General features: G+C 66.4%; 15 protein-coding genes and 1 pseudogene. 5 read left to right on the top strand and 11 right to left on the bottom strand.

Annotated elements, in window-relative coordinates; genetic code table 11:
* Position 1: 1 nt before the first annotated feature.
* The 4 genes from AWB92_RS00960 to AWB92_RS00945 form a co-directional block, all read right to left on the bottom strand.
* A complete protein-coding gene (locus tag AWB92_RS00960; RefSeq protein WP_085183666.1) occupies positions 2 to 505 on the bottom strand; it encodes an isoprenylcysteine carboxyl methyltransferase family protein in 504 nt (167 codons plus the stop codon).
* Positions 506 to 515: 10 nt separating this feature from the next.
* Entirely contained in the window at positions 516 to 1,541 is a 1,026-nt protein-coding gene (locus tag AWB92_RS00955; protein WP_241523331.1) for a 3-oxoacyl-[acyl-carrier-protein] synthase III C-terminal domain-containing protein, read from the bottom strand.
* Positions 1,542 to 1,709: 168 nt separating this feature from the next.
* The gene (locus AWB92_RS00950) at positions 1,710 to 2,036 is read right to left on the bottom strand and encodes a hypothetical protein (RefSeq protein ID WP_085183664.1); all 327 of its coding nucleotides are present in this window, start codon (positions 2,034 to 2,036) and stop codon (positions 1,710 to 1,712) included.
* A 74-nt stretch (positions 2,037 to 2,110) separates the two neighbouring features.
* Entirely contained in the window at positions 2,111 to 4,345 is a 2,235-nt protein-coding gene (locus AWB92_RS00945) for a molybdopterin-dependent oxidoreductase (RefSeq protein WP_142281890.1), read from the bottom strand.
* Positions 4,346 to 4,417: 72 nt separating this feature from the next.
* On the opposite strand from AWB92_RS00945, the gene AWB92_RS00940 reads away from it, so the two are divergent.
* Positions 4,418 to 5,344, top strand: a complete 927-nt coding sequence (locus AWB92_RS00940) for a TIGR03564 family F420-dependent LLM class oxidoreductase (RefSeq protein WP_085183662.1) — start codon at positions 4,418 to 4,420, stop codon at positions 5,342 to 5,344.
* A gap of 148 nt (positions 5,345 to 5,492) precedes the next feature.
* Here the strand turns inward: AWB92_RS00940 and AWB92_RS00935 are convergent, their stop codons facing one another.
* Positions 5,493 to 5,918, bottom strand: coding sequence for a PPOX class F420-dependent oxidoreductase (locus AWB92_RS00935; RefSeq protein WP_068183865.1), 426 nt, complete (start codon positions 5,916 to 5,918; stop codon positions 5,493 to 5,495).
* 54 nt (positions 5,919 to 5,972) lie between these two features.
* On the opposite strand from AWB92_RS00935, the gene AWB92_RS00930 reads away from it, so the two are divergent.
* The 3 genes from AWB92_RS00930 to AWB92_RS00920 all read left to right on the top strand — a co-directional run bounded on the left by AWB92_RS00930 (position 5,973) and on the right by AWB92_RS00920 (position 8,297).
* A complete protein-coding gene (locus AWB92_RS00930; protein ID WP_085183661.1) occupies positions 5,973 to 6,221 on the top strand; it encodes a hypothetical protein in 249 nt (82 codons plus the stop codon).
* Between the two features lie 42 nt (positions 6,222 to 6,263).
* Positions 6,264 to 6,698, top strand: coding sequence for a nuclear transport factor 2 family protein (locus tag AWB92_RS00925; protein ID WP_085183660.1), 435 nt, complete (start codon positions 6,264 to 6,266; stop codon positions 6,696 to 6,698).
* Positions 6,699 to 6,902: 204 nt separating this feature from the next.
* A complete protein-coding gene (locus AWB92_RS00920; protein WP_085183659.1) occupies positions 6,903 to 8,297 on the top strand; it encodes a wax ester/triacylglycerol synthase family O-acyltransferase in 1,395 nt (464 codons plus the stop codon).
* A gap of 21 nt (positions 8,298 to 8,318) precedes the next feature.
* Here AWB92_RS00920 and AWB92_RS00915 read toward each other — a convergent pair whose 3' ends face one another.
* The gene (locus tag AWB92_RS00915; RefSeq protein WP_085183658.1) at positions 8,319 to 8,756 is read right to left on the bottom strand and encodes a cupin domain-containing protein; all 438 of its coding nucleotides are present in this window, start codon (positions 8,754 to 8,756) and stop codon (positions 8,319 to 8,321) included.
* 74 nt (positions 8,757 to 8,830) lie between these two features.
* Between AWB92_RS00915 and AWB92_RS00910 the strand changes: the two genes are divergently transcribed.
* On the top strand, positions 8,831 to 9,697 hold the full coding sequence (locus tag AWB92_RS00910) for an alpha/beta fold hydrolase (protein ID WP_173817318.1): 867 nt from the start codon (positions 8,831 to 8,833) through the stop codon (positions 9,695 to 9,697).
* Positions 9,698 to 9,732: 35 nt separating this feature from the next.
* On the opposite strand, the gene AWB92_RS00905 is transcribed toward AWB92_RS00910, so the two are convergent.
* The 5 genes and pseudogenes from AWB92_RS00905 to AWB92_RS00885 form a co-directional block, all read right to left on the bottom strand.
* Complete coding sequence (locus AWB92_RS00905; RefSeq protein WP_085183657.1) at positions 9,733 to 11,004, bottom strand: amidohydrolase family protein; 1,272 nt, start codon at positions 11,002 to 11,004, stop codon at positions 9,733 to 9,735.
* 117 nt (positions 11,005 to 11,121) lie between these two features.
* On the bottom strand, positions 11,122 to 11,709 hold the full coding sequence (locus AWB92_RS00900; RefSeq protein ID WP_085183656.1) for a PaaI family thioesterase: 588 nt from the start codon (positions 11,707 to 11,709) through the stop codon (positions 11,122 to 11,124).
* Between the two features lie 78 nt (positions 11,710 to 11,787).
* Entirely contained in the window at positions 11,788 to 12,291 is a 504-nt protein-coding gene (locus AWB92_RS00895; protein WP_085183655.1) for a nuclear transport factor 2 family protein, read from the bottom strand.
* A pseudogene (locus tag AWB92_RS00890) lies at positions 12,288 to 13,156 on the bottom strand (LLM class F420-dependent oxidoreductase). The gene AWB92_RS00895 and the pseudogene AWB92_RS00890 overlap by 4 nt, the downstream one beginning before the upstream one ends.
* The gene (locus AWB92_RS00885) at positions 13,156 to 13,947 is read right to left on the bottom strand and encodes an SDR family NAD(P)-dependent oxidoreductase (protein WP_085183654.1); all 792 of its coding nucleotides are present in this window, start codon (positions 13,945 to 13,947) and stop codon (positions 13,156 to 13,158) included. The pseudogene AWB92_RS00890 and the gene AWB92_RS00885 overlap by 1 nt, the downstream one beginning before the upstream one ends.

The raw sequence follows: 13,947 nt of genomic DNA, 5'->3' as shown, positions 1-13,947 counted from the left end.
GCTAGGCGTAGCCCAAGGCGGCGTTCTCGGCGCTGATCCGCACGGAAAGCACCAGGGCGTTCGCCAGGCTGAACACGATCGCGGTAAGCCACGCCGAATGAACCAGTGGCAGCGCGGCAACCTCCGCCGCGACCGCCGTGTAGTTGGGATGACGGACCCATCGGTACAGCCCGTCCCGCACCAGAGGCGCGCCCGGGAGCACGATGAGTCGCGGGTTCCAGCGTTTGCCGAGCACCGCCACACACCGCCAGCGGACGACGGTGCTCAGCACCACGACGGCGAGCATCGGCCATCCCAGCCAACCGATGAACGGGCGGCCCATCGTCCAGACCTCGACGATGCACGAAACCAGAAGCAGCGCATGCATGCTCACCATCGCCGGGTAGTGGTCGCGTCCGAATTCCTTGCCCCCGTGCGCGAATGACCACTTGGCGTTGCGCCGTGCGACCGCGAGCTCGACCAACCGCTCGACGCCGATCGCAACGATCAACAGGTAGTAGTACATGGTCACTCCGTCACCACTGCAGGAGCAGCAACTCGAAGCTGAAGCCCGGACCCATCGCAAGCATCACCCCGAGCGATCCCGCCGGCGGCGGCTCGGCCACCGTGCGGCGCAGGACGTCAAGCACGGATGCCGACGACATATTTCCGCTCTCCCGCATGGAGTTTCGGCTGTGGGCCACCGCTTCCGGCGGCAAACCCAGTGCGCTCTCGATCGAATCGAGCACCTTCGGACCGCCCGGATGGCACACCCAGGTCGAGACATCCGCGATGGACAAATCGTGGTCGGCCAGGAAGCCGTCGACCTCTGCGCGCAGATAGTCGTCGGCCATCTTCGGGACGTCGCGCGACATCACCAGCTGAAAGCCGCTGGAGCTGACGTTCCAGCCCATGACATCGACGGTCTCGGGAACGACGCGGCTGCGCGTCGCCAGGACGCGTGGACCCTGATCGGCGTTGCGGCCCGGCCGGATTCGATCGGCGCCGACGGCGACCACCGCGGCCGCACCGTCTCCGAACAGCGAAACACCGATCAGGGCCGGGATCGAGGTGTCCTCACGTTGCAGCGTGAGCGAGCACAGCTCCACCGACAACAGCACGGCCACATCCCCCGGGTAGCCGCGCAGGTAATCGTGGACCCGTGCCATGCCGGCGGCGCCGGCCACGCAGCCGAGGCCGAACAGCGGGACACGCTTGATGTTGGGCCGCAGCCCGATTCGTGACATCAACCGTGCGTCGATGGTAGGCACCGCTATCCCGGTGCTGGAGACCATCACGATGGTGTCCACCTCGTGTGGTTCGATGCCCGCCGCGGCCAGCGCCGAACGCACCGCACGCTCACCGAGGTCAACGGCGACCTCGAGGTAAGTGTCGTTCGCCTCGGTGAATCCGCTCAGCTTCGGGTACCTCGACAGCGGCAGGGCAAGGCTGCGATGGTCGACGCCGGTGGTCTGCGCGAATCGCATGAAACCCGGCTCCGCGAACTCGGTGAGCTCGCGTGCCACCTCGTCCTGGTCGTAGCGGTGCGGCGTTAAGGCCACCGCGGTTCCCGCGATGCGCGGGGCACCTCGCGCGTGCGCGGCGGCGTGGTTCGCGGATGTGGAATACGTTATTGCTGTCATAACCACCCGACGACAGCCGCCGTGTCAAAGGTTCACCCGAAGCGGGCTGGGGTGAGCCGAAACACAATTCGACCGATCGGGTGATGTTCAGCTTCCGGGAACCGACAGGGTTGCCTGCTGCTCGACCTGTTGGCCCTGCTGCTCGGCTTGCTGGGCCTCCTGAAGGTCGAGTTGCTCTTGCTGTTCGGCCTGTTGCTCGGACTGTTGAATCTCCTGTTGAATTTGCAGCTGCTGTTGCAGTTGGGCTTCGTCGTCGTCGCCATCTGTGGCGAAGCTCCGGTCCGCTAAACTCGTAGATGTTCCAACGGTTTTCGTGTCATCGGGCTGCACAGCGTGAAACAGCGCCAGCGTAGCGAAGGTCGCCACCGCGGCGAAAAACGTTTGAATCAGTATGAATTGCCTGTTTGCCGCCATCCCGCCATGGTGCGGGTCGGTGTTAGCAGCGCGCTGGATCGTGGTTAGCGATCAGCTGTGAAATCGCGCATCGCTCAAACCGTTTGCGCCGACCGAAACCGGGCTTGATCGTCGATGATGGTCACCGGGATCCCGTTGAGGGCGCCGTTGCCGGAGGGCTCGTCAAGGAACGTCGGCGGGGACAGCACGTTGGTGTTGGCCCCAGGTGAACCGTTGGCCACCGACATGCGGGTGCCCGGTTTGCCATGCCCCCAGCCGTGCGGCATCGACACGACGCCGGGTTTGATCGCGTCGGTGACCTCGACGGGCACCTTGATCTCGCCGGCCGCCGATTTCACCGTCACGATGTCGCCGTCGGCGACTCCGCAGCGGGCCGCGTCGTCGGGGTGGATCAGCAGGGTGCACCGGTCCTTGCCTTTCATCAGCGCGGGCACGTTGTGCATCCAGGTGTTGTTCGATCGCAGATGCCGGCGACTGACCAGGACGAGCGGCTCGGCCGGGCGCTCCATGCGTGCCGCCAACCGCGGCAGGTCGTCGAGCAGGTATTGCGGCGCGAGGCGGATCTTTTTGTCGGGGGTGCCCAGGATGTCGGGTAGCTGCGGCACCATCGGCCCGAAGTCGATGCCGTTCGGGTTCGCCTTCAGCATGTCCAGCGTCAGCCCGCCGGGGTTCTTGCCGTACTGGTCCCCGAACGGCCCGGTTCGCAGCGTGAGGTCGAGCATCCGCTCGGGCCCGCCGTGATCGTAGAGCTTGCGGATCTCCGCGCCGTCGACGCCTTGAGTGAAGGCCAGGTAGTCGAAGAACCCGTCGTCGATGGCGGCGACGTCGACGTCCTCGGCCGGTGTCCCTGTGCACAGGCCGGTCAGCCGGATCAGGATCTCCCATTCGTGCGGGCGGTCACCCGGGTCGAACACCGGCGCCGAGTAGTTGGCGATGCTGTGGATCGCGAAGAGGAGGATCAGGTCGTCGTGGTGTGGCTGCTCGAGCGGGGACAGCCCGGGCAGGATCACATCCGCGTGCCGCGTCGTCTCGTTGAGCCAAAGGTCAACGGAGATCATCGCTTCCAGCATCGGCAGCACCTCGTCGAGTTTGTCGCCGCCCGGCGTCGACAGCACCGGGTTGCCGGCGACCGTGATCAGCGCCTTCAGCTGCCCCTCGCCGGGTGTGGCGATTTCTTCGGCCATGCACGACACCGGGGCCTGCCCGAGAACCTCCTTCGCGCCGCGCACCCGGGTGTGCCAGCGCCCGAATTGCGGGAGGCCGCCCTCCAGGCCGGGCAGTGGCTGCGTGGTGATCGACCAGGCCGCCGGCTTGGGGAACATCGCGCCGCCGGGCGTGTCGAAATGGCCGGTCAGAATGTTGATCACGTCGACCAGCCAGCTGGCCAGGCTGCCAAACTCCTGATTGCACAGGCCGATTCGCCCGTACACCACCGATCGCTCGGTGCCGGCGAGTTCGCGGGCCAGCCGGCGTATGCGGTCTTCGTCGATGCCGGTGACCGCGCTCACCCGCTCCGGCGGCCACTCGGCGGCGACCCGGCGCATCGTGTCGAGACCGTCGACATGCGGTCCGGCGTCGACCAGGTCCTCGTCGAAGAGGGTGTGCGCAACGGCCAGCAACAGCGCCGCGTCGGTGCCCGGAACGATTGGAAGCCACTCGTCGGCCTGGGCGGCGGTCTGGGTGCGCACCGGGTCGATGACGATCACCTTGCCGCGTTTGCGAATCCCGTTGATCAGGCCCATCACGTCGGGTGCGGCCAAAAGCGAGCCCTGCGACGCGGCGGGGTTGGCGCCCATGATCACCATCAGGTCGGTGCGCTCGATGTCGGGCACGGGGAAGTTCCACCACAGGCCGTACATCAGATGCGACGACAGGTTCTTCGGCCACTGGTCGACGGTCCCGGGCGAGTAGGTGACCGGCATCCCGGACATGCCCATCAGCACGCCGGCATACCGGGCCAGCGAAAACGAGTGCGCCAGTGGGTTACCGGTATAGGCGGTGACCGCACCGATCCCGTACTTTTCGATCACCGGTGTGAGCAGTTCGGTGCAGCGACGAAACGCCGCGTCCCAGCTGACCTCCTGCCACTGCCCGTCGACCTTGATCATCGGGTGCCTGATGCGGTCCGGGTCCTCGTGCACCGCGGCCAGCGACACGCCCTTCGGGCAGAGGTGCCCACGGCTCCAGACGTCGTCGCGGTTGCCGCGAATGCTGGTGACTTTGCCGCCCTCGACCTGAATTTCCAAGCCGCACATCGCTTCACACAGTGGGCAGGTGCGCAGGTGCCTGCCGTCATCGCCGGTCGCCACCCACCCACTGTATTCCGCTACTGCCGGTAGCGGAAGTAGCATCTTTCAGGGGGCGAAAGAGAGGAACATAGGGTGCAAATCAGCGTGAATTGCTTTCTCAGCGACGACCCCTCGCGGTCGCTGGTCGACGACTTGGTGTCGGAGCTCGCGACGTTGCGCGACGAGGGATTCCGGCGGGTCTGGGTGGCCCAAATGCCTTGGCAGGCAGACGTGTTGACCGTCCTTGCGGTCGCGTTCCGCGAGGTGGACAGGATCGAGGTCGCGACGGGTGTGCTGCCGATCCAGAACCAGCAGCCGATGCTGATGGCGCAGCGCGCGCTCACCCTCAGCTTGATCTCAGGCGGCCGATTCACCCTCGGGCTGGGCATGACCCATCGCATGGTCACCGAGGGAATGTGGGGGATTCCGTGGGACAAGCCCGTGCGCCGACTCGGCGAATACCTCGACGGCCTGCTGCCCTTGCTGGACGGCAAGGACGCCAACGCCACGGGTGAGACGGTGACCACCCGCGGATCGGTGCGCGTTCCCGGTGCCCCGACGCCTCCGGTGTATATCGCGGCCCTCGGCCCGCAGCTGCTGCGGCTGACGGGTCGGCGCTGCGCGGGGACGGAGACCTGGATGACCGGACCCAAGACCCTCGCCGAACACGTCGGGCCCACCCTTCGCAATGCGGCCGCCGAGGCCGGCCGCCCGGAGGGCGCGGTGCGGGTGGCGGCCTCGCTGCCGATCGCGGTCACCGATGACGTCGACGGGCTGCGCGCCCAAGCCGCCGAGCAGTTCGTGCTCTACGGACAACTGCCGTCATACCGGGCCATGCTCGATCGCGAGGGCTACCGCGACCCGCAGGATGCGGCCCTGATCGGCGACGAGGCGACCGTTACGGAACGCCTCGACGAACTGCGCGCGGCGGGTGTCGACGAGTTCGTCGGCTACGCATTCGACACCTCCGACGAGGGCCGGGCCCGCACCCGGAGCCTGCTGCGCCGCTACGCCGGCTAGATGAGGTGCTCGGTTGTTGAGTGTGAATCGTGGGCATCGTGTGTGAGCCCTGGGCGGAAAAATCGCCGACATCCCGCCCTGTGTGCACGCCGAAAACCGCCACCGCACACCCAAAGCCCTGAATGCACTCTCGCCGACCAGGGCGCCGTCAGGCCGTCCAGGGGCCGATGCCGCCGACCTTCTCGATGCGGATGCGGGTGAGGAATCCCGGCGGCGCGCCGTCCGGCGGGAACTTCATGTTCGGGTCGCCCAGGACCGGGTTGAGCTCGGTCAGGAGTTCGGGCGCCCCGCCCTCGACAATGCGCGCGGTACCGGTGACGGACAGGTAGGGCCGCATGCCCTGGCCCGCCTTGTCCAGCGCCAGGATCGTGACGGCGACGCGGGGGTCGTTGCGGACGTTGCGCACCTTCTTGTGTTCGGCGAGGTGCGCGGTGACGAGTTCGTCCCCGTCGGGCGTCGACTGCAGCGCGACCCAGACAACGCTGACCTGGGGGCTGCCGTCGGGATTCAGGGTGACCAAGGTGGCGTCGGCACCCTTACCAATAAGATCGCGCGCGGCGTCGTTGAGTTTCATGCGTGCTTATACCGTCGCGCGCGGCGTTTCATTCCCGCTTCATATTTGGCAGGAATGACATTTGAATCTGACCAGTTGGCTGTACAAGCCGCGGACGTCGCTTTTAGCGTCGTTCACGACATGAGCGATCATCAGGAGCCCACCGGCATCGAGCACCTGCGCAGCGAGTTACTCGATCGCATGGATGCGCAGCATTTCGACGACTGGTCCCCCGCCCTCTTGCGTGCCCTCATCGCCGTCTTCGATCTCAACGGGGTCACGCCGGCGGCCCAGCGCAGCTTCCGGCCTTATCTCGTCAGGTAACGCACCCGGGGCGCAGGGCTGTCGCGGATTAGGCTCGCGACGGTGGAGACGTGGGAACTGGTCGCCCGCGAGCAGATCCGGGACACGCTCGCGCGCTACAACTGGTCGGGTGACGCGGGCCGGCTCGAGGGCCTGGCGGAGACGTTCTGCGCGGACGGCGTCCTCGAGATTCGCGGGCGGGAGCCATTGCGCGGGCGAACCGAGATCGTGTCGTTCCTCGGCGGCGTGACGGGCAAAGTCGCCCGCAACGTCGACCTCAAGCCCGTCGTGCGGCACAACGTCGCCAATGTGCTCTTCACCGGCCTCACTCCCGACCGGGCGGAGGTCTCGTCCTACTTCACCGTGGTCACCCAGATCGGGCTCGACCATTTCGGCCGCTACCGCGACGTGCTCGTGCCGGACGGCGACCGGTGGCTGATCAAGCATCGCAAGGTGTCGACCGACTGGGCGGCCCCGGATTCGACCATGGCCCGCTGACCCGCGCGGCGGTTAGATGAATCTTGGTGGCGATTTCGTTAAATGTCTCGCCGAGATGTTTGCCAACGGCCGCCAACCGGCTACAGATTAGGGATCACATCAAGAGATTGCGGTCTGCTCTGATGCTGTGCGCCGTCGGGGTCCGGGGTTGACCGCCGGTCATGTGACCAGGGGTCACGGCCGTGCGAACGAGATGGGCGGGGCATGCAGCGACTCAGCGGGCTGGACGCGTTCTTTTTGTACCTGGAGTCACCGACGCAGCCATTGAATGTTTGCTGTGTCGTGGAACTGGACCCGAAAACGAAACCGGGCGGCTACACGTTCGAGGGGTTCCGGGAGGCGCTGGCGGCGCGGGTGGACGCCGTGCCCGAATTTCGCCTCAAGCTGGCCGACAGCCAACTGAACTTCGACCATCCGGTCTGGGTCGACGACGAAAGCTTCGACCTCTCTCGACACCTGCACCACGTCGCGCTCCCCTCGCCCGGTGGGCCGAGGGAGTTAGCGGAGATCTGCGGGCACGTCGCGGGCCTGGCCCTCGATCGGGATCGCCCGCTGTGGGAGATGTGGGTCATCGAGGGCCTGCACGGCACCGAGGCGCTGTCCGTCGTCCTCAAGGCCCACCACGCGGTGGTCGACGGGGTCGGGGGCGCCAACCTGCTGGCCCAGCTGTGCAGCGGGGTGGCCGACGCGCCGCCGCCCACCCCGGTGGCGCGCACCGGCGGGGCGAACCCACTGCAGATCGCCGCGTCGGGGTTGATCGGCGCCGCGTTGCGGCCCTGGCGGTTGGCCAAAGTGGTGCCGGCGACCGTGCTGACCCTCGGGCAGACCGTATTGCGCGCCCGGGGCGGCCGGCCCACCATGGCCGCTCCATTCGCTGCGCCGCCGACGGCGTTCAACGGCCCGTTCACCCGCCGGCGCAACGTCGCCCTGACCACCGTGGACCTCGACGACGTCAAGACGGTCAAGAACCGGTTCGGCGTGACGATCAACGACGTCGTGACGGCCCTGTGCGCGGGGGCGCTGCGCCAGTTCCTTTCTGAGCGGGGCGAACTGCCGGACAGCCCGATGGTGGCCAGCGTGCCGGTGTCGGTGCGCGGCAGGTCCGATCGACCGGGCCGAAACCAGACCACGTGGATGCTGTGCCGGCTCGAAACCCACATCGACGACCCGGCCGAGCGACTGATCAGCATCGCCGAAGCCAACGCCTGCGCCAAAGAACATGCCGCCGCGATGGGCCCCACCCTGCTGCAGGACTGGACGCAAGTGGCCGGGCAAACCATGTTCGGCGCCGCCATGAAGCTGTTGCCGCGAATCCCGTTGCCCGAGAAGCCCCCACACAACCTGGTGTTGTCGAACGTGCCCGGCCCGCAGGAACAGCTCTACTTTCTGGGGTGCCGGATCGACGCCATGTATCCGCTCGGGCCGATCATCGCGGGCGCCGGACTCAACGTGACGGTCATGTCGCTCAACGGCCGGCTCGGCATCGGCATCATTTCGTGCCCAGACCTCGTTTCGGACCTGTGGGAGCTCGCCGACGCGTTTCCCGCGGCGCTGAAGGAATTGATGGATTGCGCCCCGCCGCCGGCGACCGTCCCGTGATTGACTGCGCCGCTTAATGTTTCAGGCCGGGAGATCTGTGCCGATCGTCAGGACGGCGAGGCGGCACCCGTCCGGTCCCGCGCGCCAGGCGTGGTCGACGCCCGTGACCACCGCACTGTCACCGGCGGCGAGCGTGTGCGCGCCGTCGTCGAGGATCAGGTCCACCGACCCGGCGAGCACGACGTCGAAATCGACGGTGTCCGTGTGGTGCATCGCGAACTCGGCGCCGGGTGCGTACTCGATCATCGTCCAGCGCAGCGCGCCGGGCGGGACGACCAGGTCGAGCAGGTCCGCGACCCGCCCGCCGGCCGCAACGGACGGCAGGGACGGCGCCGCGTACAGCACCGAATAGCGCAGCCCGCCGCGGCCGGCGTCCCCTTGCAGCGTGACGGGTTCGTCGCGCGCCGCGCACGAGCGCCCGCTGGCGCCGACGCCTGTGATCAGCAAGCGACCTGACATGGCCAGAGACTTTAGATGACCGATCGGCGGAACACCGCTCCCGCTCGCCGCGGCGGCATGGCAGGGTGACATCCGTGGCCAACACTTCTGAACTCGTCGAACAAGACCTGCGCGAAATCGGAACTCCGAAGGGCGCATTGCGCTACTACGACTGCGGGCCGGATTCGACGCCGACGCTGCTCTTCCTGCACGGCTCGGGTCCCGGGGTCACCGGCTGGCGCAACTTTCGCGGGATATTGCCGACATTCGCCGAGCAGTACCGCTGCCTGGTCCTGGAATTCCCTGGTTTCGGCGTCAGCGACGACTTCGGCGGCCACCCGATGGTCATGGCGTTCGGCACCGTCGGGCCGTTCCTGGACGCGCTGGGCGTCGGCAAGACACACATCGTCGGCAACTCGATGGGCGGCGGCGTCGGCATCAACTTCGCCATCGGAAATCCCGATCGCGTCGACCGGCTGGTGACCATCGGCGGCATCGGCACCAACATCTTCAGCCCGAGTCCCAGTGAGGGCATCCGGCTGCTGCAGGAGTTCGTCGAGGACCCGACGCGCCAACGGCTGGTCGACTGGCTGAAGTCTATGGTCTACGACCAGTCGCTGGTCACCGACGAGCTGATCGAGGAACGCTGGGCGCTCGCGACGGATCCCGTTGCCCTGGACGCCGCCCGCCGGATGTACGGGAAGGCGGCGTTCGCCGCGATGAACGCCGGCATGGCCGCCTCCGACCGGCCGATGCCGTGGGCGGTCATGCACAAACTGGCGGCGCCCACCCTGCTGACGTGGGGCCGCGACGACCGGGTGAGCCCACCCGACATGGCGCTCCTGCCGATGCGCACCATCCCCAACGCAGAGCTGCACATCTTCCCGAACTCCGGGCACTGGGCCATGATCGAGGCCAGGCAGGCGTTCGAAAGCGTGGTGCTAGCTTTCCTCTCCCGCTAGGTGCGCTCGCGAGCGCGGCGAAGACGACCGCGCGTCTACTGGCGTTGGGGAGCGAGGCGCTTCAGCGCGAGCCCTCCCTCGAACGGGCGGTAGCCGAATGCGGCGGGGGCGTGATATCCGGTCTTCTCAAGAGGCGTGTGCACTTCAGCTACCGTCGGGCCGATCTCGGCCGCGATCGGCGCCAGCGCGTCGAGGTCGAACCGGTAGAGCCGACGAGCATTCTCGGAGAGAATTTTCCGGCATTCGTCTTCGGATCTGTCGTGCAATGCCCACCGGATGGCCAGCTTCGAATGCGGGGCGAAGCCCTCTTCGTGCGGGTAGTCGCTTCCCCAAAGTATGTGGTCAGCGCCCATGAAGTCGATCATGCCTGATTCGAAGGGGGTCAATTCGCTGGCCAGGTAGCAGTTCCGCTGAACGTACTGAGTTGGTGTCAGGGTTAGCTGATCGACCGAGGAACCTCCGAACATGCCGTAGGTGCGGTTACCGGCTTCCGTCTTCAGCGTCGGCACCATCGAATCCAGGGTCATCAGCTGCTGTTGCACCCAAAGGGTGCCCTGCTCAGTGGGCGCGAACCGCAATGTCGGATGGCGTTCGAACACCCCGGCCAATATCAGGTGCCCAAGGGTGCGCTGGGCCCACAGCGCCATTTCCGTGATGAGCACGGCATTCGATGCCGGCTGATCCATGGGCATCGCCGGACTTCCTGGACCCCCGTGCTGCACGATCGTGAGATCCAGTTCGCTGCACAATGCCCAAATTGGCTCGTAGCGGGTGTGGAACAGCGGAGCGACGTTGGGATCGCCTGGCGATACCGCGGGCAACAACACTCCACCATAGCAATCCTGCTCGTTCCCCCACCGTATTTCGTCCAATGCGGCGTCCACATCGTTGGGGAAAACCTGGATCAATCCTCGCCGCCGCACCGGCGCCAGGGAACAGAAGTCAACCTGCCACCGGTTGTGCGCTTGCACACCCGCCCATCGACGTTCGAGCTCGTCTCGAGTCTGCGGCAACGAGATGGTGATGTTGGGAGATGTCGGGAAGAAGGGAGGAACGGTGTTCGGGAGCAACAGCTCCGCAGCCACCCCGTCATCGTTCATCTCAGAAATGCGCAACTCGTTGTCCCAATTGCGCTTCGCCGTGGCAATGATCAAATCGTCAAACGGACTCGCGTAGGTCTTGGCCCACGCATCGAAGTCGTCATGAAACGCCTGGGGCAGGTAAGGCTTGTAGTCGTAGAGGTCGGCTCCGGCGTGCGTATCCGCGGAAATGACGGTGTAGCGGGAAAGAGTCTCAGGCGCGGCCATGAATTCATCTCCTCGACGGGAATGCGATAAGCGTAATAGTCCCCCCAGCCGATAGCTATCGAACGCTAGACGTTTCGCTCAGCGGGAGCCGACCTGTCATGTCGCCTCGACGGGCCGTCATCGTGGGGTGATGAACACGCCCTCAGCGGTGACGGTAGTTCCCTCGCCGTCGGAAATCTCGCCCACCGCGAAGGTCTTTGCGCCGTCGATGCGATCCACGCGCGCTCGCGCACGTAGGAGACCCAAGGGCGTTCCTCGCAGATAACGCAAGGTGAGTGTGCCGGTGTACGCCGGGCGTCCCGGGCGATGTGCGGTTGCACCGAGGACGTGGTCCAGTATTAACGCGCACACGCCGCCGTGAACATGACCGGGCGGACCCTCGTAGGCGGCACCGAGCGTGACCTCGGTCCACACAACGCCTTCCGCGTCGTGGTGTATCACCAGGGGCGGTGCGACGGGATTGCGCAGCCCGATCGCGACGTTTCCTGACGCCACCGATTGGCCGTCGGCGACTTGGCGCACCCCGAATGAGCCGGGCATCAGGTCTGCGCTCAATAGCCCTACCGCGCGATCGATGTGCGCTTTTGCCGCCGCAACGACGGCACCGTCCACTTCGGTGCGGATGGCAACATCGATGAGCCGACGGACGGAGCCGGCGAGCGACTCATATCCCGCCGGCCTACCGGCTTCGTTGTCATCAGCCACGACTGGCCGCCCGTTGAATCAGCCGGGTCCGTCGCGATCGCGCGTTAGGTGACGGCTTTGGCCGAAAGCCGCTTACCCTCACGTTGGCCCCGCACCCAGTGCTGGTGCCGCCGCACCGGCGAGCCCAGCAGTCAGCAAAGCGCGCGCTCCTGGATCTCCATTGAGGACGCGACTGGTGCGTTTGGTGATCCGCCAGCGCCCCTCGATGCGCTGCAGCTCGAAATGGTTTGCCGTCGAGCGCCATACGCGGTAGCTCTCCCCATCTCGGACCAGCACCAGCGATTCGGCGACCGCCACCGCCGAATCTTCGGTCACCGTCACGACGCTCGGCCCGATGAAGTGACAGCAGCCGTTAATCACCAGATTCTGATGGGACGCAGAACTTACCATCGCATGAACGTCGTTCCGGCTGTCCATGTGCCAGCCCTCGACGTCGTAGGTGCCGTTGGTCGCCCAGAGTCCCGCGGCGGCGTCGGCGTCCCCGGCATCTACGGCCGGGCCGTACGACGCGATGAGCCGGGAGATGTCGCGTTCGTCCTCGAGATGGCGAAGCCGTGCCGCAAGATCGTCGATCTCGTTCATGACCCGATTCCTTCCTTATCCTTCACCAGGTCCCGTAGGGCTGATAACTGATCGACGTAGTGCGCCGCCGAGTGGGCGCGCACCGAGCATGTCACCGCGGTGGCTCCGACGTCACGCAGCGCGCGCAGGTGTTCTCGGACACGCACGGGCTCGTGAGCGGGATCCAGGGCCCCGCAAGTGCCAAGCACGATATCGAAGTGTTCGGGAAGCTCGACGGCCGTCAGCATCAGACCGATATCGTCGAGGCCCAGTCCGAACGGCATCCATCCGTCCGCCAGTTCGACCGCGCGGCGCAGCGAACGTCGCGTCCTGCCGCCCACCCAGATCGGCATTGGGGATTGAAGCGCGAACGGCCGCAACGCGATTCCCGAATACGAAAAGTACTTGCCAGCGTAGACCGGCTCCGGTCGCGACAGCGATGCCCGGAGGGCGCGCAGCGCGTCGTCGGCCCGTTCGCCGCGATCGGTGAACGGCGCACCGAGCAAGTCGAATTCGGCCGCCATCGAGCCCACGCCGACGCCCAGTGTCACGCGGCCGCCGCTGAGCCGATCCAAGGTGCCGTACTGCTTGGCGATCGCCAACGGATGATGATAGCCGAGCACCACCAGCGATGTCGTCAACCGTATCCGGGTGGTCCGTGCGGCCATAAATCCCAACGTGGCCAGCGGATCCCAGTAGGTGTCTCCGCGGGTAGCGCAATCGGCGAGCGCACCGCGACATGTTCTGAACAGGTGAGAAAGTCGAACTCGAGCCTGTCGGCGGCCTCGGCGATACTGGCCAGCGCGGCGGCCGAGGCGGTCGCCTCCCACTCGCTTGCGACACCAGGCAGCCCGGCCACCACCGGGGTGGCCAATCCGAGCCGCATCATCTCTGGCCCAGGAGTTCCTGCACGGTGCGATGCGCGCCCAACACGATCGCGGCGCGGTCCGGCCCGCTGCCCTGGTGTACCGCCTCGGCGTTGCCGCCGGCGATGAACACGGGACCATCGCTCAGGTGGTCGAGTCCCTCGCGGGCCGCATCGACCGGTTCCGAGATCCGTAGACCCGGCACGTCGAAGTTCAGTCCCAGCCGTGCCATGGCCGGCGTGCGGGTCACCCCCAGCACGAGTTCGAGCACGTCCACACCAAACTCGCGCAATTCGAGCCACAAGCTCTCGGCGAACAGCCGACTGAAGGCCTTGGCGCCGGTGTAGACCGACTGCCGAATCGAGCCGTGTGTGGCGGCCATCGAGCCGACCAACAGGATGCCGCCGCGCCCGCGCTCGCGCATCGGCCGGGCGTAGTGCTGCACGAGTTGCAGCATCCGGGTGACGTTGAGTTCGATCACCCGGGAGAAGTCAGCGAGGTCGGCATCCAGAAAAGGCTCGCTGCAGGTGTTCGCGCCCGCGTTGTAGATCAGCAGGCCGACCTCGAGATCGGTCGTCGCGGCCATGATCGCTGAAATTGCTTCGGGGTCAAGGAGATCGACCGCCAGCTCGCGCACCTCGACCCCTATCTCGCGGCATTGCCGCGCGGTGTCCTGCTGGGGTGCCGGCTTGCGGGCAATCAGGACCAGGTTGAATCCGTCGGCCGCCAATTGCTTGGCGAACTCGGCACCGACCCCTTCCGAGCCGCCGGCAATCACCGCCCACGGGCCGTATTTGCTGATGTCCGTCAT

The organism is Mycobacterium sp. IEC1808 (assembly GCF_002101935.1).
GTDB lineage: Bacteria > Actinomycetota > Actinomycetes > Mycobacteriales > Mycobacteriaceae > Mycobacterium.
This window is presented reverse-complemented; position numbering and strand designations above follow the sequence as displayed.

What these genes read in the sequence shown, in the direction of transcription:
- AWB92_RS00960 (WP_085183666.1), bottom strand. Translation starts at nt 505, where the DNA reads ATGTACTACTACCTGTTGATCGTTGCGATCGGCGTCGAGCGGTTGGTC.
- AWB92_RS00950 (WP_085183664.1), bottom strand. Translation starts at nt 2,036, where the DNA reads ATGGCGGCAAACAGGCAATTCATACTGATTCAAACGTTTTTCGCCGCG.
- AWB92_RS00935 (WP_068183865.1), bottom strand. Translation starts at nt 5,918, where the DNA reads ATGAAACTCAACGACGCCGCGCGCGATCTTATTGGTAAGGGTGCCGAC.
- AWB92_RS00930 (WP_085183661.1), top strand. Translation starts at nt 5,973, where the DNA reads ATGACATTTGAATCTGACCAGTTGGCTGTACAAGCCGCGGACGTCGCT.
- AWB92_RS00920 (WP_085183659.1), top strand. Translation starts at nt 6,903, where the DNA reads ATGCAGCGACTCAGCGGGCTGGACGCGTTCTTTTTGTACCTGGAGTCA.
- AWB92_RS00915 (WP_085183658.1), bottom strand. Translation starts at nt 8,756, where the DNA reads ATGTCAGGTCGCTTGCTGATCACAGGCGTCGGCGCCAGCGGGCGCTCG.
- AWB92_RS00905 (WP_085183657.1), bottom strand. Translation starts at nt 11,004, where the DNA reads ATGGCCGCGCCTGAGACTCTTTCCCGCTACACCGTCATTTCCGCGGAT.
- AWB92_RS00895 (WP_085183655.1), bottom strand. Translation starts at nt 12,291, where the DNA reads ATGAACGAGATCGACGATCTTGCGGCACGGCTTCGCCATCTCGAGGAC.
- AWB92_RS00885 (WP_085183654.1), bottom strand. Translation starts at nt 13,947, where the DNA reads ATGACGGACATCAGCAAATACGGCCCGTGGGCGGTGATTGCCGGCGGC.